The sequence below is a fragment of the Rathayibacter sp. Leaf296 genome (assembly GCF_001423045.1).
GTDB classification, from domain to species: Bacteria; Actinomycetota; Actinomycetes; order Actinomycetales; family Microbacteriaceae; genus Rathayibacter; species Rathayibacter caricis.
The window spans coordinates 1,177,735-1,196,056 of record NZ_LMNR01000001.1 but is presented as its reverse complement, the minus strand read 5'-3'; the positions used below and the strand labels follow the sequence as shown (position 1 = coordinate 1,196,056).

Below are 18,322 nucleotides of genomic sequence, written 5' to 3'. Positions count from 1 at the left end.
CCCCGCGCGGTCCCCGATCGCCTCTCCGGCCGCACCCCGCCGGGGCCCACGACCTGGAGAACCGCACGAGCATGGCACACGACACCAGGCCCGCCGTCCGCCCGGCTCCCCCCGTCGGAACGGAGCAGCGGCCGCGTCGCTCCCCGCGCCGGCGCCTGCTGATCGAACTCGGCCGGACCGCGCTGACCGCCGTGATCGCGACGGTGCTGGGCGTCCTCGCTCTGCGCATCACTCCGTCGGACCTCGCCCAGCGCTGGACCGCCGGCGGCAACGACCAGATCCTGCACTACACGATCTTCGGCAGCGCCCAGGACGTGTTCCCCTACTTCCCGAATGCGCAGCTCGGCTTCCCCGCCTCGCAGAACCTCCTGTTCTCGCCGCTGTTCGACCCGTGGTCGGCGCTCTTCGTGGCCCTGATCGGACCCTTCGTGCCGAACGGCGTCTGGGTCCTCAACCTCTACTACGTGGCGGGCTTCGCCGGGATCGGCGCCACCGCCTACCTCTTCTTCCGCGCCCTGCGGGTGCGCCCGGTGATCGCGACGGTCTTCGGCGTGATCGGTGCCGTCCTCCCGTACCACTTCGTCCGCATCGACTACGGCCACCCGTTCCTGGCGAACTACTGGTCGGTCCCGCTGATCGGGATCCTCGTCCTGGTCGTCGCGGGCTCTGCGACGGATCCGGTCGCGCGCCTCGTCTCGGGCGTCTCCTCGCCGCGTCGCCGCCGGATCGTCACCGCCGCCCTCCTCGTCGCGCTCACCGCCGGCGTCGCCTGGACCGTCTCCTACTACTACGTGTTCGGCGCGATCGTCCTCGGTGCGACCTGGGCGGTGAGCGTCGTGGTGGTCCTGCTCGGGCGCCGTCCGCTCCGGAGCCTCGCCTGGCCGACCTTCACCCTCGCCTCCCTCGGCGCTCTGATCGTCGTGCAGATCGGGGTGCTCTCGCTCGACTTCGACGAGCGCTACACCCAGTACTTCTCCGGCAGGACCCCGCAGGAGTCCGAGTTCTACGGCGGCAAGCTGCAGCAGCTCCTGCTGCCCTCGACCACCAGCGGCGTCCCGTTCCTCCGCGACCTCGCCACGGACTACCAGGCGCAGACGCAGATCCTGGTCAGCGGGGAGAACCCCTCCACGGGTGTCGTCGCCGCCACGGCGATCGTCCTGGTGCTCGCGGTGATCCTCCTGCGCATGTTCGCCGGGTCGTCCCTGCGCCGCCGCGAGGGTCAGCCCGCCGTCCTCCGATTCCTCGACGACCCGCGGGTCGGCGCGCTCTCGGTCGCGTTCGTCTTCGCGCTCCTGTTCTTCATCGTGGGCGGTCTCGGCACGATGCTCGCGTACTACGTCAGCCCCGAGATCCGGGTCTGGTCGCGGCTCGCGATCGTCATCGACTTCCTCGCACTGGGCGTCGCCGCGATCCTCGTCGACATGCTGGCGAAGCGGATGCGCGCTCTCGTGCCGGTGCTCGCCCTCGTCTCCGTCATCGCGGCCGTCGATCAGCTCGCCGGTGTGAACTCGACCATCCCGCTCGAGCCGACGGAGGACGCGGTGCTGCGGCAGTTCACGGCGGCGATGGACGAGCAGCTGCCCGTCGGCTGCGGCGTCGCCCAGCTTCCGTTCAAGGGCTTCCCCGAGACCGGGCCGATCGGCGGCATGGGCGACTACGACGAGGGACTCCCCTACGTCTACAGCACCGACGACGACCTGCGCTTCAGCTACGGCGCCGTCCGCGGCACCCGCGCCGGCGACGAGTGGAACGCGGCGACCACCCCCGAGGGCTTCGCCGCGGAGTTCCGGGACGCCGACGCGTGCGCGATCCTCGTGGACACGGCCGCCTACCCGGACGACCCGCAGGTCTGGACGGCCCTCGTCGGATCCGTCACCGACGCGTCGAGCCCCGAGCTCACGAGCGAGGACCCCGAGCGGCGCTACCTCCTCTTCGTCCCCTGATCGGTGACCATCCGCTGAACGTCCGACGTCCTGTTCCTGAGGACGCGGCCGCGCCTCGGGGGGCCGATCCAGGTGGCGTGGGTAACGTGACGATCGTCGTGCCCGACCGGGTGCCGTCGGGACCACGCGGAGGAGCACCTGTGCCACGTTGGCTGCAGTCGCAGACAGTTCGATTCCTGATCGCGGGGTCGCTGAACACCGCGCTCGACTTCGTGATCCTGAACGCTCTGTCGCTGCTCGTCGGCCTGCCGACGCTGCTCGCGAACGTCTTCTCGGTGCTGGTGGGGATCACCGTGTCCTACGGCCTCAACCACTACTTCGTGTTCCGGAACGCCGGGCGGCCCTCGTTCAGGACCTTCGCGAAGTTCTTCGCCGTGACCGGATTCAGCTCGCTCGTGCTGCAGTCCGTGATCATCTACGGCTTCGAGGTGTTCTTCGACACGCGGTTCGGGACGTCGCTGCTGTTCCTCCCGAGCGACGGAGAGAACGCCTTCCTCGCGATCAACGTCGCCAAGGCGGCCGCGGTGTTCGTCGGTCTGGTCTGGAACTACTGCCTCTACAAGTTCGTCGTCTTCCGCGCCCCGGCCGCCGGCGCCCTGCCGGCGCCCGAGGCCCTCTCGCCCGCGGCCGTCGCGGTGAGCACCGAGCCCCTGGACACGGTGCGCTGACTCTCCGCGAGGCCGCTCGGGCTGCGTGCTAGCCTCGATGAGTTCTTCCGACGGAGCCTTCGCCCGTCGACACCGCACCCCCGGAGGCTCCCATCTCTCGCTCGACGTTGCCCATCGCGGTCGTCGTCGTCACCTACTTCTCGGGTGAGGTCCTCCGCGCCTGCCTCGAGTCGATCCCGGAGGCCACGGAGCACGACGTCCACGTCGTGGTCGTCGACAACGCGACGACGGACGACTCCGTGCGCCGCGTCGTCGAGATGCGCCCGGAGGTCGTCTTCCACGAGACGGGCGAGAACCTCGGTTACGGCAAGGCCGTCAACTACGCCGTCGACCGGCTGGGCCCCGAGTACGAGTGGATCCTGGTGACCAACCCGGACACGGTGTTCCTGCCCGGGTCCATCGACGCCCTGTACGCCGCCGCCGCCGCTGACTCCCGGATCGGATCGATCGGCCCGCGCATCCTCGACTCCGACGGCACCGTCTACCCGTCGGCGCGGGCGCTGCCCTCCCTCGGCACCGGAGTCGGCCACGCGCTCTTCGCGCACGTCTGGCCGGGCAACCCGTGGTCGGCCCGCTACCGCCGCTCGCGCGCCGTCGGCACGCTCGAGCACGGCAGCATGACCGCGGGCTGGCTCTCGGGAGCCTGCGTGATGGTCCGGCGCACCGCCTTCGAGCAGATCGGCGGCTTCGACGAGCGGTACTTCATGTACTTCGAGGACGTGCAGCTGGGCGACTCGCTCGGTCGCCGCGGCTGGACGAACGTGTACCTGGCCGACGCCCTGGTGTCGCACCTGGGCGGGCACTCGACCCGGCTCGCCTCGGCGCGGATGCTCGCCGTGCACCACCGGAGCGCCTACCTGTACCTCGCGCAGAAGTACGGCGCCTGGTACCAGGCGCCGATCCGCTTGGCCGTGCGGCTCGGTCTCGGCGCGCGCGTCGGGCTGATGCGCCTGCGGCCGAGGCGCTGAGCCGCGCCACTGAGCCGTTCAGAAGACGACGCGTCAGCGACCCAGCTCGAGGAGCCGGGTGAGATAGGCGCCGTAACCGCTCTTCGCGTAGGTGGTGGCGTGCTCCGCCAGCCCTTCGTCGTCGATCCAGCCGTTCCGCCAGGCGATCTCCTCGATGCACCCGATCTTGAAGCCCTGACGCTGCTCGATCACCCGCACGAACTCCGTCGCCTCGATCATCGAATCGACCGTGCCCGTGTCCAGCCAGACGGTCCCCCGGTCCAGCACCTGCACGTGCAGCCTGCCCGCGAGGAGGTAGCGCTCGTTGACGGTCGAGATCTCGAGCTCCCCCCGCGCCGACGGCCGGATGGTCTTCGCGATCGCGACGACGTCGTTGTCGTAGAAGTACAGTCCCGGGACCGCATAGCTGCTCTTGGGCGCCGCCGGCTTCTCCTCGATCGAGACCGCTCGGAATCCGTCGTCGAACTCGACGACGCCGTAAGCACTCGGGTCGGCGACCTGGTGCGCGAAGATCACGGCGCCCTGCACGTCGCCGTTCGCCGCGAGTGCGGTGCCCAGCGCTGTTCCGTGGAAGATGTTGTCGCCCAGCACGAGAGCGACCGAGTCGTCGCCGATGAACTCCTCCCCGATCAGGAACGCCTGCGCCAGCCCGTCCGGCGACTCCTGAACGGCGTACGAGATGGACATACCGAGACCCGCTCCGTCGCCCAGCAGCGCTTTGAACTGATCGTCGTAGTCGGGCGTGGTGATGACGAGGACCTCGCTGATCCCGGCCATCATCAGAGTCGACAGCGGGTAGTAGACCATCGGCTTGTCGTAGATGGGCATCAGCTGCTTCGAGATGCCCTTGGTGATGGGCCACAACCGGGTGCCGGTCCCGCCCGCCAGGATGATCCCCTTCACCGCGCGGCCTCCGCCCGGTCGAGATCCGCGTACAGAGCCCGCGCCTCGTCCCAGGTGGGCAGGATGCCCTGCGTCTCCGCCTCGTCCAGGCCGGGGGCGTCCCTGTCCTTGGGCGAGAGGAGGAGCTCCCCCGCTTCGTCCGGGAAGCGCAGCCCGATGCGCTCGTCCAGAGGATCGACGGCCTTCTCGCGGGCAGGATCGTACGGCGCGCTCACGAGGTAGGACACGACGGCGCCTTCCGTCAGCGCCACGAACGCGTGCCCGATGCCCTCAGCGAGGTACACCGAGCGGTGGTCCACGTCGTCGAGAACGACCGAGTCCCACCGGCCGAACATGGGCGACCCGATACGGAGGTCGATGACGTAGTCGAGCACGGCGCCCGAGAAGCAGGAGACATACTTCGCCTGCGACGGCGGGATCTGAGCGAAGTGCACGCCGCGCACAGTGCCGCGCCGGGAGACGGACGTGTTCCCCTGTCGCAGGACGAGCGGGTGCCCCACTGCCTCGGCCAACCGGTCGAATCGGTAGAACTCGAAGAAGACGCCGCGGTCGTCGGGGAACCGGCGGGGGGTGATCTCGAAGGCGTCGGGGACATCGAGCTCTCGGATCTGCACGGAGGCCAGTGTAATGAGCGCGTGCTGAACGGAGTCCCCCGCACGGGCGGCTCCGGTGCGCCCTCGCCCCCTCCCCCGCGCCCCTCCGGCATGATGATCGGGTGACCTTCCTCCTCACGGGCGCCGCAGGAATGCTCGGCACCGACCTCCGCACCGCCCTCGGCGACCGCCCCGTGACAGCCCTCGGCAGGCGCGATCTGGACGTCACCGACCTCGACGCCGTCCGCGCAGCGGTCGCCGGGCACGACGCCGTGCTCAACTGCGCCGCGTACACGCGTGTCGACGACGCCGAGACCGACGAGGACGTGGCGCGCCGCGTCAATGCTCTCGGCGCGCAGAACCTCGCGCGAGCGGCGGCCGAGATCGGTGCGGCGATCGTGCAGGTCTCGACCGACTACGTGTTCGACGGCTCCGCGACCTCCCCCTACGGCGAGGACCACCCGCGTCGGCCGATCTCGGCGTACGGGCGCACCAAGGCCGAGGGCGAGGAGCTCGTGCTGGCCGCGAATCCGGAGCGGGGCTACGTCGTCCGCACCGCGTGGCTCTACGGCGAGCACGGCGGCAACTTCGCGAAGACGATGGTCCGCCTCGCGGGCACTCACGAGACGCTGAGCGTCGTCGACGACCAGCGCGGGCAGCCGACCTGGACGGGCGACCTCGCCGCCCGCCTGGTCGAACTCGTCGACTCCGGGGCGCCGGCGGGCGTCTACCACGGCACCAACGCCGGAGAGACGACCTGGTACGGCTTCGCCCGCGCGGTCTTCGAGAAGGCCGGGCTCGATCCCGACCGGATCCGCCCGACCGACAGCAGCTCGTTCGTCCGCCCTGCGCCGCGCCCCGCCTACTCCGTCCTCGGACACGACGGCTGGGGCCGAGCGGGCCTTCCTCCGCTGCGCTCCTGGGACGAGGCCCTCGCGGCCGCACCGATCGAGGCGGTCCGACCGTGAGCACCGTGCTGCGCGTCGTCGTCGACCAGATGCTCGCCCGAGTGCCCGGCGGCATCGGCCGCTACACGCAGGAGCTGACGCGCGAGCTCATCGCGACCGCGCCCCGCGACTGCGAGGTCGAGGCCGTCGTGTCTGCGCATCCGCCCGAGAAGGAGGAGGAGCTGCGGCATCGGCTGCCCGGGCTCGCGCGGGTCCACCGGCTCCACCTGGGCCGCCGCGAGCTGTCGCGCGCCTGGCAGTACGGCATCGGCATCCCCGCGGGCGGAGGCATGATCCACGCCCCGAGTCTCTTCGCACCGCTGCGGAGCCACGAGAGCCGCGACGGCGAGCAGATCGCCGTGACCATCCACGACACGGTTCCGTGGACCCACCCCGAGACCCTCACCCCGCACGGGGCGAAGTGGCACCGCGCCATGGCGAAGCGGGCGCGCAAGCACGCCGACGCCGTCGTCGTCCCCACTCACGCGGTCGCGCAGCAGCTGTCCGAGGTCCTCGACTTCGGCGACAGGCTGCGGGTCATCGGCGGAGCGGTGGGCTCGGGTCTCGTGCTCCCGGACGACGCCGAGGAGCGCGCCGTCGCGCTCGGGCTGCCGACCGAGTACGTGCTGAGCGTCGGGACCCTCGAACCCCGCAAGGGGCTCGTCTCGCTGATCGCCGCGTTCGGCGGCGCCTCAGCCCCCGCGATCCCGCTGCTGATCGTCGGGCCGACCGGCTGGGGCGAGCTCGACATCGCCGCCGTCGCCGACGAGCAGGGACTGGACGAGCACCGCGTGCGCGCCCTCGGCGTGCTGAGCGACGCCGACCTCGCCGTGGTCCTGGACCGTGCCACCCTCTTCGTGTACCCCAGCATCGCGGAGGGCTTCGGCCTGCCGGTGCTCGAGGCCATGCACTTCGGCGTGCCGGTCGTCCACTCGGACGACGCGGCCCTGCTCGAGGTCGCGGCCGACGCCGGAGTGGCCGTCGAGCGCGGCGACGCGAAGGACTACCCGGAGCGGCTGGCACTGGCGATGAGCAGCGTCCTCTCGGACACCGCGCTCCGCGAGCGGCTGTCGGTGGCCGGGCGCGACCGCGCGCGGGCGTTCAGCTGGCGGGACTCGGCCGAGCGGGTCTGGGCGCTGCACGCCGAGATCTGAGCCGTGGCCGCGAGGGCCTGTCGGGATCGTGCTCGACGGGCCTAGTTCCCGGAGTCGTCCGGGAACAGCGCCTCGTGCACCATCGAGCGGACGACGTCGTAGTCCGGGTCCTCGGGGTCGACGGTCGGCGGAGTGAGCTCGACGCTCTTGATCGGCTGCGACCTCGTCTTCAGGCCGAGCTGCACGAAGTATCCGAGCATCCCCTGCGGCACGTCCGTCTTGATCACCTGCGAGCCCGCCTCGGCCACGTCCTGGAACTTCGAGAGCACGTTCGCCGGCTCGAACTGCCGCACCAGCGCCTCCTGCACCTGGCGCTGCCGCTCCATCCGGGCGTAGTCGTCCGAGGTGATGCGGGAGCGCGCGTAGGCGAGGGCCTGCTCGCCGTTGAAGTGCCAGTCGCCGGGCTCGATCCACTGGTTCACGCCGTAGGGCACGCCGTCCGAGTCGAGGAGCCCGCCCAGCGGCAGCGGCTCGTCGCCGTCGTAGGTGATGTCCACTCCTCCGAGCGCGTCGATCAGCTGGGCGAAGCCCTCCATGTCGATCAGCGCGTAGTACTGGATCGGCAGGTCCAGGATCGACTCGACGGCGTCCCGCATCGCCTCGATGCCCGGCTCGCTGCCCTCGGCGACCGCGTCGGGGTAGAGCTCCGGGTTCTTCAGCTCCACCTCGGTGTAGATGGAGTTGAGCTTGCACACGCTGACGTTGCAGTCGCCCCAGTTGTAGCCGTCCGGGTAGAGCTCGTGCATCGGGCTGTCCTCGGCGAACGGGACGTCGCGGAACTCGCGGGTCACGCCGATGATGGTCGCCGCACCGCTGGACGCGTCGATGCTGACGACCGAGATGCTGTCGGGACGCAGCCCCTCGCGGTCCTCGCCCGCGTCGCCGCCCAGCAGCATGATGTTGTACCGGCCGTCGACCGGAGCCTCCATCGCTCCTCCGCCGAAGATCGAGGAGAGCGTGCCGCGGGTGACGCCCAGGAGGTAGGTGCCCGCACCCGCGGTGCCGACCGATACCGCCATCAGCGCGATCGTCGCGAACGCCAGCACTCCGCGCATCCTCGGCCGCACCCGCACGACCCGGATCAGCCGCAGGGTGTCGAGGGTGAGCACGAACCAGACCACCGCGTAGATCACGAGCGCGGCCTGGAGCGCCAGCATCGACAGGTCGAAGGTCGCGAGCGTGTAGAGACCGGTCGGGAAGACGAAGTAGAGCACGACCGCGAGCAGCAGCGCGGTCCAGAGCGCGAGGGTGAACGCCAGTCCGAGGCGGCCCAGCCGGCGGTTGCCCGCGAGCACCTGGGCCGATCCGGGCACCAGGAAGTTGCCGACCAGCAGCCACCAGGCCCGCCGCGTCATGAAAGTGCTGGAGCGGACGTCGGGATGCCGCAGCGGCAGGGACACCGCCGTCACAGGCTCGCCACCAGGGCGTCGTTCTTCGCGGCGACCTGGGTCTCGAGGTCGGCGGCGAACGCGACGAGGCGCTCCGAGAGCACGTCGTCGGCCGTGGCGAGGATCTTGACGGCGAGGAGGCCGGCGTTCCGGGCTCCGCCGATGGACACGGTCGCGACGGGGACACCCGCGGGCATCTGCACGATCGAGAGGAGGGAGTCGAGGCCGTCCAGGCGCGCGAGCGGCACGGGCACGCCGATGACGGGCAGCGGAGTCACGGCCGCGAGCATGCCGGGGAGGTGGGCCGCGCCGCCCGCACCGGCGATGATCGCCTTGAGGCCGCGGGAGCGGGCGTCGCGGCCGTACGCGATCATCGCCTCCGGGGTCCGGTGGGCCGAGACGACTCGGACTTCGTGGGCCACGCCGAACTCCGTCAGCGTCGTCGACGCGGCCTGCATGACCGACCAGTCGGAGTCGGAGCCCATGACGACGCCGACGACGGGCGCGGATCCGTTCACGAGCGCGTCCGCGCTCACGTGGGGTCTCCGGCGGGGGCGGGGGTCGTCAGTCGGCTCGTCACGGCCACCATGGTACGTGTCAGTCGGTGAGAAGCGCCGCCGCGGCTCGCGCCTCGTAGACGACGCTCTCGAGCTCGTCGCCGGTCGCGTTCACGTGCCCGACCTTGCGGCCGGGGCGGGGCTCCTTGGAGTAGTTGTGCACCTTGACGCCCGGGTGCTCCGCCAGCACGCGCGGGTAGCGATCGGTCAGCGACTCGCCCTGCGGTCCGCCGAGCAAGTTCACCATGACGGTCCACGGGTCGCGGCAGCCGGTCGCTCCGAGCGGCAGGTCGAGGACCGCGCGCAGGTGCTGCTCGAACTGCGAGGTGGTCGAGCCGTCCATGGTCCAGTGGCCGCTGTTGTGCGGCCGCATGGCCAGCTCGTTGACCAGGATGCGGTCGTCGGTCGTCTCGAAGAGCTCGACGGCGAGGACGCCGGTGACGCCCAGGCGCTCGGCGATCGACTCGGCGATCTCCGCCGCCATCGCGGCGACGCGTCCGGCGGAGGCGGGGGCCGGGGCGAAGACCTCCGCGCAGACGCCGTCGCGCTGCACGGACTCGACGACCGGCCAGAGAACCGTCTCGCCGGAGGGGCGGCGGGCGACGAGCTGCGCGAGCTCACGCCGGAAGTCGACGAGCTCCTCGACGAGCAGGGAGCCGCCGCGACCGTCCTCGGCGAGCGCCTCGAACCAGTCGTCGGCCTCGGCGGCGCCGCGGACGACCCGCACGCCCTTGCCGTCGTAGCCGCCGCGGGCGGTCTTGACGACGGCACGGCCGCCGTGGTCGTCGAGGAACGCGGCGAGCTCGTCGGCCGAGGACACCTCCGCCCAGTCCGGGACCGGCAGGCCGAGATCGGAGAGCCTGCGCCGCATGAGCAGCTTGTCCTGCGCGTAGAGGAGGGCGTCCGGGCCCGGGTGCACGGGGATCCCGCGGGCGACGAGCTCGCGCAGGATCGGCTGCGGGACGTGCTCGTGGTCGAAGGTCACGACGTCGACGGTCTCGGCGAACGCGAGCACCACCGCCTCGTCGCGGTAGTCGCCGACCTGCGTCGCCGCGAGCGCCGCGGGAGCACCCTCGGTCTCGGCGAGCACGGCGATGTCGATCCCCAGCTCGACGGCCGCGGGGATCATCATCCTGGCGAGCTGGCCGCCACCGATCACGCCGACGCGCATGGCGCTCCTCCGTCTCCGCCCGCTGGCGCGGGGCGGCTCCATGGTACCGACGCCCTCACTCGGGCTGCACCGGGTCCTCCCACGCCGGAAGCGGCCGGGGCGACGCGGCGATGGCGTCGCGGAGCACGATCGCGGCGAGCCCGGGATCGGGCAGGTCGCGCAGCACGAACACCTCCGCACCGTCCTGCTCGATCACGACGTCCGCGCACCGGGCGAACCGCTGGGCCACCGACCGCGCGACCCGGACGCTCATCCGCGGATCGAACACGACCTCGGCGCGCCGGACGCCCACGAGACCGCGCCGCGCGTGCAGGGCGCGCGTGGTGATCCGGTAGCGGATCCCCGCCGAGCGCAGCGCCGAGGGGGCGCAGAGCAGGAGCACCAGGACGGCCGTGCCGATCGCGATGATCCAGCGCTGGAGCCCCAGGTCGAACTGCGCGGCGAAGTAGAAGCCCGACCAGGTGAGGAGGAGGAAGCCGGCGACCGGGGCCACCGCCTTCCTCGCCCGAGGGGTCAGCCGCGCGAGCTCGAGCTCGGGGGCGTCCGTCGTCATCGCCCCCGCCTCACTGCCGCAAGTGGGTGACGTCGCCCGCCGAGAACGCGCGCGGTCCGTCCGCGAGCTCGACGACGAGCCGACCGTCGGAGTCCAGCTCACGGGCGGTCCCCTCGTGCACCGAGCCGTCGGGGAGCTCCACGCGCACGCGGAGGCCGAGTGTGCCGCAGCGCTCGCGCACGGCGGCGGCGGTGCCGGCCGCCTCGGCGTCGCGCAGCGAGAGCAGGGGTGCGAGCAGGGCCGAGAGCTCGGTGAGGTAGGCCGCGAGGACCGCGTCGGCGTCGGTGGTTGGGGCGCCGGCGAGAGCGAGCGAGGTCGCGGTCGGCACCGGGAGCTCCTCCTCCGTGAGGAGCAGGTTCACGCCCGTTCCCAGGATCACGCGCCCGTCGGGGAGCCGCTCGGCGAGGATGCCGGCGGTCTTGCGGCCGTCGAGGAGCACGTCGTTGGGCCACTTCACGGCGACCGGGACCTCGACCAGCGGGGCGAGCGCCCGGGCGAGCGCCGCGCCCGCGACCAGCGGCAGCCATCCGGAGGCGCCTGCGGGCAGTTCGGAGGCGTCGACCAGGATCGAGACGGCGAGGGTCCGACCTGCCGGCGCCTGCCACACCCGGCCCAGGCGGCCGCGACCGGCCCGCTGGTCGTCCGTCGCCACCACCGAGAGGTGCGGCCACTGGTCCGGCGCGCGGGTGGCGTGCTCGCGGAGGACGTCGTTCGTCGAGCCGGCGTGCTCCTCCCACAGCACCTTCGGGGACACGGAGCGGGAGAGCGGGAGCTGCATGCCGCCACGGTACTCGCGCCCTCTCCGAGGAGCCCGGAGGCGGGCGTCGTTGTGCGGATCCTCCCGCGGGGCAGGCCGCTCCCTGTGCCCTCACGACAAGGGGGGCGCCCCCGCCCCCGCCGGTAAGGTGAGCGGGTGACCGCGAACATCGAACGTCCCGCGCCCGACATGTACACGACCGCGGGGAAGATCGCCGACCTCAAGGCCCGGTACCACGAGGCGGTCACCGCGAGCGGTGAGGCCGCGATCGAGAAGCAGCACGCCAAGGGCAAGATGACCGCCCGCGAGCGCATCGACACCCTCCTGGACCCGGGCTCCTTCGTGGAGCTGGACGAGTTCGTGCGCCACCGCACGCACGCCTTCGGCATGGAGAAGAAGCGCCCCTACGGCGACGCGGTCGTCACCGGAACCGGCACCATCCACGGTCGCCAGGTCGCCGTCTACTCGCAGGACTTCACGATCTTCGGCGGCTCGCTCGGCGAGGTCGCGGGCGAGAAGATCATCAAGGTCATGGACCTCGCGCTGAAGACCGGCGTCCCGATCATCGGCATCCTCGACTCCGGCGGAGCCCGGATCCAGGAGGGCGTGGTGGCCCTGGGCAAGTACGGCGAGATCTTCCGCCGGAACACCGCGTCCAGCGGTGTCATCCCGCAGATCTCGATCATCTGCGGGCCCGCGGCCGGAGGAGCGGTGTACTCCCCCGCCCTGACCGACTTCGTGATCATGGTCGACAAGACCAGCCAGATGTTCGTGACCGGCCCCGACGTGATCAAGACCGTCACCGGCGAGGACGTCGGCATGGAGGAGCTGGGCGGGGCGCTCACCCACAACAAGATCTCGGGCGTCTCGCACTACCTCGCGAGCGACGAGAACGACGCCCTCGACTACGCGCGGACGCTCCTCTCCTTCCTCCCCGACAACAACCTCTCGCAGGCCCCCGTCTTCGACACCGAGGTCGACCTCGAGACCACCGACTCCGACCGCTTCCTCGACACGGTCATCCCGGACAGCCCGAACCAGCCGTACGACATGCGCGTCGTGATCGAGCACATCGTCGACGAGGGCGACTTCCTCGAGGTGCAGCCGCTGTTCGCCCCCAACATCGTGATCGGCTTCGGCCGCGTCGAGGGCCGCTCGGTCGGCATCATCGCCAACCAGCCGAGCGCCATGGCCGGCACGCTCAACATCGAGGCCGGCGAGAAGGCCTCGCGGTTCGTGCGCTTCTGCGACGCGTTCTCGCTCCCGATCCTCACGCTCGTCGACGTGCCCGGCTACCTCCCCGGGACCGATCAGGAGTGGACCGGCGTGATCCGCCGCGGCGCCAAGCTGCTCTACGCCTACGCCGAGGCGACCGTGCCCCTGGTCACGGTGATCCTCCGCAAGGCCTACGGCGGCGCGTACATCGTCATGGGCTCCAAGCAGCTCGGCGCCGACATCAACCTGGCCTGGCCGACCGCCGAGATCGCGGTCATGGGCGGCCAGGGCGCAGTCAACATCCTCTACCGCAACGAGATCAGGAAGGCGGAGGAGGCGGGCGAGGACGTCGCCGCCGTGCGCACCCGTCTCGCCAACGAGTACACCTACAACGTGGCGAGCCCGTTCCTGGCCGCCGAGCGCGGAGAGCTGGACGGCGTCATCGAGCCGTCGGCCACCCGCGTCTCCGTGATCAAGGCGCTGCGGGCGCTGCGCACCAAGCGCGCGAACCTGCCCGCCAAGAAGCACGGCAACATCCCGCTGTGATCCGGCGGCCGTCCTCCTGTTAGCGTGGGCGGCGACGACGGCATCCGCTGCGGAGTGACGGAGGGAGCGGGCATGGCGACCGACTCCCTCTCGACCCTGTCCTCCTCGTACGCCGACGAGTTCCCCGTGCGCGGCGCCGCCGTCTCGACGATCGGCTCGTCGTTCGGCGGCGAGACCGTCTCGGCGAGCGACGACGTCGCCGCCCGCCTCGACGAGATCCAGCTCGACCTCGGCGAGGGACCCTGCTGGGACGCCGCGCGGCGCCGCACTCCGGTGCTCATCGACGACGTGCGCGACGCGGCCGAGCGCTGGCCGCTGTTCGCGGCCGAGGTCGGTCGGCTGCCCCTGGACGCGGTCTACGCGTTCCCTCTGCGCGTCGCAGGGCTCGACGTGGGCGTGGTCGACCTCTACAGCGCCTCCGCCGGTCCGCTCCCCGCTGCGGTCATCGAGCGGATCCGCTCCCGCACGCCCGGCACGGCGCTGCGGGTCGTCGCCCACGTGCTCTCGGAGAGCGGCACCGGCGCGAGCAGCAACGCTCACTCGCGCCGCATCATCCACCAGGCGACGGGGATGATCCTCGCCCGGCACGGCATCTCGGCGGAGGAGTCCCTCCTGCTGCTCAGGGCCCACGCGTTCGCGCAGGGCCGCCCGGTCGCGGAGGTCGCCGAGGAGATCGTCGACCGCCGCACCGGGTTCCCCCCTCCTCCCCTCGAAATCTAGGATCGACTGCATGGCGGCCCGCTCACGGGAGCACGACCTCATCGAGACGTTCGTGACCCTCTCCGACACCCTCGTCGACGACTACGACACGGTGGAACTCCTCCAGACCCTCGTGGACCGCAGCGCCGCGCTCTTCGAGGCCGCCTCGGCGGGCATCGTGCTGCGCGACGCCGGGGGCGTCGCCGAGGTGCTCGCGTCGACCGACGAGGACTCCCGCCTGATCGGGCTGCTGCAGCTCCGGGAGGAGTCCGGGCCCTGTATGGAGTGCCTCACGACGGGCGAGGCCGTGGTGGTGCCCGACATCCGCGACGTGCGCGAGGGCTGGGCCCCCTTCCGCGACCGCGCTCTCGAACTCGGACTCCGCTCGGTGCACTGCGTCCCGATGCGCCTGCGCAGCGAGTGCATCGGATCGCTCAACCTCTTCCGCTCCGAGCCGGGCACGCTGCCGGCCGACGACGTCGCCGTCGCGCAGGCGTTCGCCGACGTCGCGACCATCGGGATCCTGCACCAGCGGGCGCTGCTCGAGAGCGACACCGTGCGCAACCAGCTGCAGCACGCCCTCAACAGCCGCGTGCTCATCGAGCAGGCCAAGGGCGCGGTCGCCTACGCCCGCGAGATCTCGACCGACGAGGCGTTCCAGATCCTGCGCCGTCACGCCCGCTCCCACTCGACGGCGCTCACCCTCGTCGCGAGCCGGGTCGTCGCGGGCGAGCTGCGGCTCTAGGCGGTCCGGGCGCTCCTGTCCCGGGGATCGGCCTGCGCGCCCGCTCGCGCCCGCCGTACAGTGGTGAGGGCGCACCCCGGTCCCCGGTGCCGAGCCCATCGCTCACGGGGAGAGGTCACGACCACGAAGGTTCTGCGCTACGCCGGAGGCTCGCTCGTCGTCGGGGACGCCGTCGCTCACGCCGTGCTCGACTACGCCCGTCGGCTCGCGGTCGCCCGGACGGCCGACACGATCGTCGTGCCCGGTCTGACCGAGAGCGGAGGACCGGACGAGGCGGAGCTCCTGCTCGGGCCGACCAGCCAGCTCGCCTCGAGCGCGGCCGGAGGCCCGGAATCGCTGCCCGGCGACGCCGCGACCCTCGCCGATCCCGCCGCCCGACGCGTGCCGGTCGGCTCTCTCGTCCAGCCCGTCGTCGGCGAGCAGGACCCCGACGACTTCCCCGACCTCGACTTCGAGATCTGGTCGGCGGCCGACGGCGCATGACGACTCAACCGGCGCTGCGGACGGGTGCCCCGTGCTCCTCCGGCCGCGCGCCCAGCGTCCGGGCGAACGCCAGTGCGTCGCGCGCCGAGAGGTCCGGGAGGTAGGCGCGCGCCAGCGCCGTGCCGATCTGCGGCAGCCGCATCGCATCGGGGTAGGCCAGCCAGAGCCCCTCGTAGCGCGGATGGAACTTCGCCTTGAACCGGAAGAGCGACGTGAATCCGTAGGCAGGCTCGAGCGTCCGCGCGAGGAAGTCGAGCAGGCGCGAGAGCACGGTCGGCTCGGGCGGCGCCTCCCCTTCGGCGACGGGCGCGGTGGCGAGCGGAGCACCAGACAGCGAGACGAACTCGGCACCGTCCTCCTTCGCGCGCAGGGCCGCGGAAGCGATCAGGAACTCCATGATCCCGGGCATGGCGTCGTCGGAGCGGCGCATGAAGTCGAGCGTCCATCCCACGATCCGGCCGTCGCGGCGCACCGGCAGCCAGCTGGTGACGCCCTGCAGCACGCCGTCCGGTCCCACGGCCAGCAGGAGGGACACCTCCGGGTCGCGGGCCTCGTCGAGACCGCCCAGGGTGAAGCCCATCTCGGGGAGGGCCTTCTCGGCGACCCAGCGCTCCGAGAGGTCGACGATGCTGTTCGCGGTCGCGAGCGACAGCTCCGGCCAGGTGGTCCACACCGCCTCGATGCCGAGCTTCAGTCCCCGGTTCAGCGGGTAGCGCACCTTCTGCCACTGCTTGCCGGTCAGCTCGAAGCCGGCGAGGTCGATGACCGTCTCCTCGCCGACCGACACCGGTGACCAGCCAAGGCGGTCGAACACGGGGAGGAGGTCATCGTGGACGCTGTAGAACACGGGCGACCAGCCGTGCTCGTCGCAGTGCCGGAGGAAGCCCGCGACGACTTCGTCGCGACGCTCGGGGGCGCACGCCGGATCCGAGAGCGCGATCGCGATCCCCCCGACGACCCGGTAGGCCACTCCCCCCTCGCCGTCCGGAGCGATCCAGTGGTCGTTCCCCTGCCAGGTGCCCTGGTGGCCGAGACTGCCGGCGCCGTGGCGCGCGAGGATCCCGCGGTACACCGCTCCGTCGCCGCGGGCCCGTTGCGCGTAGGTGGCGCGCAGGAGTGCCAGCACGGCGATCACGACGAGCAGCCAGAACGCCGGCCCCACCCAGTCGGACACGACGCGGGCGAGCGGATCGCGCGGCACCGGGAGCCGGCCGGCGCCCCCGAGGAAGCCGACGGGCACGAACCGCAGGAGACCTCCGACGAGGAGCCGTCCCCCGTCGACGGCGGGCTCGAAGCTCGTCCGCGCCGCGAAGGCGACGGCCAGGTAGCCGCCCAGACCTGCCGCGAAGGCGGCACCGATCGCGCGCGACCAGCGGCGGACCGCGGCGCGCGGCGCGAGCACGCGGAAGTGCCGTCGTCCGGCGAGCAGGAGCGCGATGACGGCCAGCGGGACGAGGACCGTGGTCGCGACCCAGAGCAGGTACTCGGCGTGGTGCTCGAACTCCGGATGCCGCGCCGCGTGCTGCAGCGACAGCATGTCGAGGACGACGATCGCCCCGTTGACGCCGACGGCGAGGACGAGTCCGAGACGTCGGCCGGACCGCAGACCGCGCGCGGCGACCAGGAGCAGGATCAGGGGCACGAACGTGAGCAGGATGACTCCCGGCGACACGAGGCTCAGCTGGACGTGGTGGGTGCAGTGGCGGGTCAGCCGCGCGCAGGGGTCCTCGAGATCGCCCGTGCCGGTGAACGCGCTCTGCAGGAGGCGACCGAGGAACGAGAAGGGGCCGTAGCCCGAGTCGGACAGGACGGCGACGAGCGGACCGATGGCGGTGACGGCCACGACCGCCGCCAGCAGGCCGCGCGACTCCCGGTGCGAGCTGGGTGCGTGCCGGTGCGGGCGGACGCCGGCGACCGGGCCCGCGAGCACGGCGCCGAGGCCCAGTCCCGCGACTCCGGCGAGGAGGCGATGGACGTCGGCGGGATCACCGGCGTACAGCACGAACATCAGCACGACCGCGAACACGGTGACCCGCAGGCGTCGACGCCAGAGGGCGCCCATGAACGCTGTGGACGTCAGCAGTGCGCCCACCGCTCCGATCAGCGGGTCGAACGCGGTGTCGCCGATCGTGTCGCTCGCCCACCACTCCCCCGCGGCCGCACCGACGACCTGGAGGAGCACGCCGACGACGATCCCGATCGCTCCCGTGACCACGAAGGCCAGCACCGTCCGCCACGATCCGAGGCGGCGCTCGGCGATCACCAGGAGCAGCAGGACGAGCACCGCTTCGAGCACCAGCTGCAGAGGACCGGCGGCGATCACGAGCGCGGTGACCGCGGTCCACGGGCGGCCGCCGAGGAGGGAGCCGGATCCGGCGGCCCACCACGCGGCGGTCGTGGCGGAGGCGGGCCCTGCGAGGGTGCCGACAGCGGCGCTCGCGGCGATCACGAGGAGCACCAGCCCGACCGCGGCGGGCGACCGGCGGGCGCCGGCGAGCAGACCGCGGACAGCGGACGCGGTGTGCGGGGGGATCCACGACGGCATCGGGCGGTGCTCCTGGTTCGACGACGGTCGGTCGTCGCTCCGGCGGCGTCCGGCGTCAGCATAATCACCTCGCGCCGAACGCCCGCCGCACACCATGCGGTACCGTCGCGGGATGAGCGAACAGGACTCCGCCCCCTCCGTCGTCATCTCGACCCCCGGGCTCGACGCCCGGCAGATCGCCGCGGTGACCGCCGTCGTCACCGCCCTGGCGGCACAGGGCGCGGACGAGGTCGAGGAGTCGCAGGAGCTGGTGAGCGGCTGGAACGACCGCTCCCACGCCGTCCGGGCGCCCCTGCACGCGGCACCGGGCGCGTGGCGCTCCTTCGCCGGCTGACCGCCCTCTGCGTCCGAGGGGACCTGCGGCGGTGGAGAAGATGAATTTTGTACCCCGATTAGTCCCCTAAAGTGACGACTATCAGGGCCCTTCCGATCTGAGCATGATTATCCGTGTTAGGTGTTCACTCCTCGGAGGGGGCACCGCCAATCA

18 protein-coding genes are annotated in these 18,322 nt (G+C 71.8%); 10 read left to right on the top strand and 8 right to left on the bottom strand.

Annotated features, from left to right (window positions below):
• Nucleotides 1-71: 71 nt before the first annotated feature.
• From ASF46_RS05560 to ASF46_RS05550, 3 genes are all read left to right on the top strand, one after another.
• Complete coding sequence (locus tag ASF46_RS05560) at nucleotides 72-1,943, top strand: hypothetical protein (RefSeq protein ID WP_056866707.1); 1,872 nt, start codon at nucleotides 72-74, stop codon at nucleotides 1,941-1,943.
• A gap of 140 nt (nucleotides 1,944-2,083) precedes the next feature.
• Nucleotides 2,084-2,611 (top strand): GtrA family protein, encoded by a 528-nt coding sequence (locus tag ASF46_RS05555; protein WP_056866706.1) that lies wholly within the window; start codon nucleotides 2,084-2,086, stop codon nucleotides 2,609-2,611.
• Between the two features lie 107 nt (nucleotides 2,612-2,718).
• The gene (locus ASF46_RS05550; protein WP_235576858.1) at nucleotides 2,719-3,579 is read left to right on the top strand and encodes a glycosyltransferase family 2 protein; all 861 of its coding nucleotides are present in this window, start codon (nucleotides 2,719-2,721) and stop codon (nucleotides 3,577-3,579) included.
• 33 nt (nucleotides 3,580-3,612) lie between these two features.
• Here ASF46_RS05550 and rfbA read toward each other — a convergent pair whose 3' ends face one another.
• The gene (gene rfbA / locus ASF46_RS05545; RefSeq protein WP_056866704.1) at nucleotides 3,613-4,482 is read right to left on the bottom strand and encodes a glucose-1-phosphate thymidylyltransferase RfbA; all 870 of its coding nucleotides are present in this window, start codon (nucleotides 4,480-4,482) and stop codon (nucleotides 3,613-3,615) included.
• On the bottom strand, nucleotides 4,479-5,096 hold the full coding sequence (locus ASF46_RS05540) for a dTDP-4-dehydrorhamnose 3,5-epimerase family protein (protein ID WP_056866703.1): 618 nt from the start codon (nucleotides 5,094-5,096) through the stop codon (nucleotides 4,479-4,481). Before ASF46_RS05540 ends, rfbA begins: the two co-directional genes overlap by 4 nt.
• Before the next feature lie 101 nt (nucleotides 5,097-5,197).
• Between ASF46_RS05540 and rfbD the strand changes: the two genes are divergently transcribed.
• Together rfbD and ASF46_RS05530 are read left to right on the top strand one after the other, a co-directional pair.
• Nucleotides 5,198-6,043: a dTDP-4-dehydrorhamnose reductase gene (rfbD, locus tag ASF46_RS05535; protein WP_157602240.1), complete on the top strand. Its 846-nt coding sequence runs from the start codon at nucleotides 5,198-5,200 to the stop codon at nucleotides 6,041-6,043.
• The gene (locus ASF46_RS05530) at nucleotides 6,040-7,176 is read left to right on the top strand and encodes a glycosyltransferase family 4 protein (protein ID WP_235576857.1); all 1,137 of its coding nucleotides are present in this window, start codon (nucleotides 6,040-6,042) and stop codon (nucleotides 7,174-7,176) included. The genes rfbD and ASF46_RS05530 overlap by 4 nt, the downstream gene beginning before the upstream one ends.
• 41 nt (nucleotides 7,177-7,217) lie before the next feature.
• Here ASF46_RS05530 and ASF46_RS05525 read toward each other — a convergent pair whose 3' ends face one another.
• The 5 genes from ASF46_RS05525 to ASF46_RS05505 all read right to left on the bottom strand — a co-directional run bounded on the left by ASF46_RS05525 (nucleotide 7,218) and on the right by ASF46_RS05505 (nucleotide 11,623).
• Nucleotides 7,218-8,576: an LCP family protein gene (locus tag ASF46_RS05525; protein WP_235576856.1), complete on the bottom strand. Its 1,359-nt coding sequence runs from the start codon at nucleotides 8,574-8,576 to the stop codon at nucleotides 7,218-7,220.
• Nucleotides 8,577-8,581: 5 nt separating this feature from the next.
• Complete coding sequence (purE, locus tag ASF46_RS05520; protein ID WP_056867459.1) at nucleotides 8,582-9,049, bottom strand: 5-(carboxyamino)imidazole ribonucleotide mutase; 468 nt, start codon at nucleotides 9,047-9,049, stop codon at nucleotides 8,582-8,584.
• Between the two features lie 112 nt (nucleotides 9,050-9,161).
• Entirely contained in the window at nucleotides 9,162-10,292 is a 1,131-nt protein-coding gene (locus ASF46_RS05515; protein WP_157602237.1) for a 5-(carboxyamino)imidazole ribonucleotide synthase, read from the bottom strand.
• Nucleotides 10,293-10,347: 55 nt separating this feature from the next.
• Nucleotides 10,348-10,845, bottom strand: a complete 498-nt coding sequence (locus ASF46_RS05510) for a PH domain-containing protein (RefSeq protein ID WP_056866702.1) — start codon at nucleotides 10,843-10,845, stop codon at nucleotides 10,348-10,350.
• Between the two features lie 10 nt (nucleotides 10,846-10,855).
• A complete protein-coding gene (locus ASF46_RS05505; protein ID WP_056866701.1) occupies nucleotides 10,856-11,623 on the bottom strand; it encodes a biotin--[acetyl-CoA-carboxylase] ligase in 768 nt (255 codons plus the stop codon).
• A gap of 168 nt (nucleotides 11,624-11,791) precedes the next feature.
• On the opposite strand from ASF46_RS05505, the gene ASF46_RS05500 reads away from it, so the two are divergent.
• From ASF46_RS05500 to ASF46_RS05485, 4 genes are all read left to right on the top strand, one after another.
• Nucleotides 11,792-13,363, top strand: coding sequence for an acyl-CoA carboxylase subunit beta (locus ASF46_RS05500; RefSeq protein WP_055788093.1), 1,572 nt, complete (start codon nucleotides 11,792-11,794; stop codon nucleotides 13,361-13,363).
• Between the two features lie 24 nt (nucleotides 13,364-13,387).
• Nucleotides 13,388-14,083, top strand: coding sequence for a GAF and ANTAR domain-containing protein (locus tag ASF46_RS05495; RefSeq protein ID WP_235576855.1), 696 nt, complete (start codon nucleotides 13,388-13,390; stop codon nucleotides 14,081-14,083).
• 10 nt (nucleotides 14,084-14,093) lie between these two features.
• Complete coding sequence (locus ASF46_RS05490) at nucleotides 14,094-14,807, top strand: GAF and ANTAR domain-containing protein (RefSeq protein ID WP_056866699.1); 714 nt, start codon at nucleotides 14,094-14,096, stop codon at nucleotides 14,805-14,807.
• A gap of 183 nt (nucleotides 14,808-14,990) precedes the next feature.
• Complete coding sequence (locus tag ASF46_RS05485; RefSeq protein ID WP_157602234.1) at nucleotides 14,991-15,290, top strand: hypothetical protein; 300 nt, start codon at nucleotides 14,991-14,993, stop codon at nucleotides 15,288-15,290.
• A 4-nt stretch (nucleotides 15,291-15,294) separates the two neighbouring features.
• On the opposite strand, the gene ASF46_RS05480 is transcribed toward ASF46_RS05485, so the two are convergent.
• A complete protein-coding gene (locus tag ASF46_RS05480) occupies nucleotides 15,295-17,835 on the bottom strand; it encodes a bifunctional lysylphosphatidylglycerol flippase/synthetase MprF (RefSeq protein ID WP_056866697.1) in 2,541 nt (846 codons plus the stop codon).
• 112 nt (nucleotides 17,836-17,947) lie between these two features.
• Between ASF46_RS05480 and ASF46_RS05475 the strand changes: the two genes are divergently transcribed.
• Nucleotides 17,948-18,169, top strand: a complete 222-nt coding sequence (locus tag ASF46_RS05475; protein WP_056866696.1) for an acyl-CoA carboxylase subunit epsilon — start codon at nucleotides 17,948-17,950, stop codon at nucleotides 18,167-18,169.
• Nucleotides 18,170-18,322: the final 153 nt, after the last annotated feature.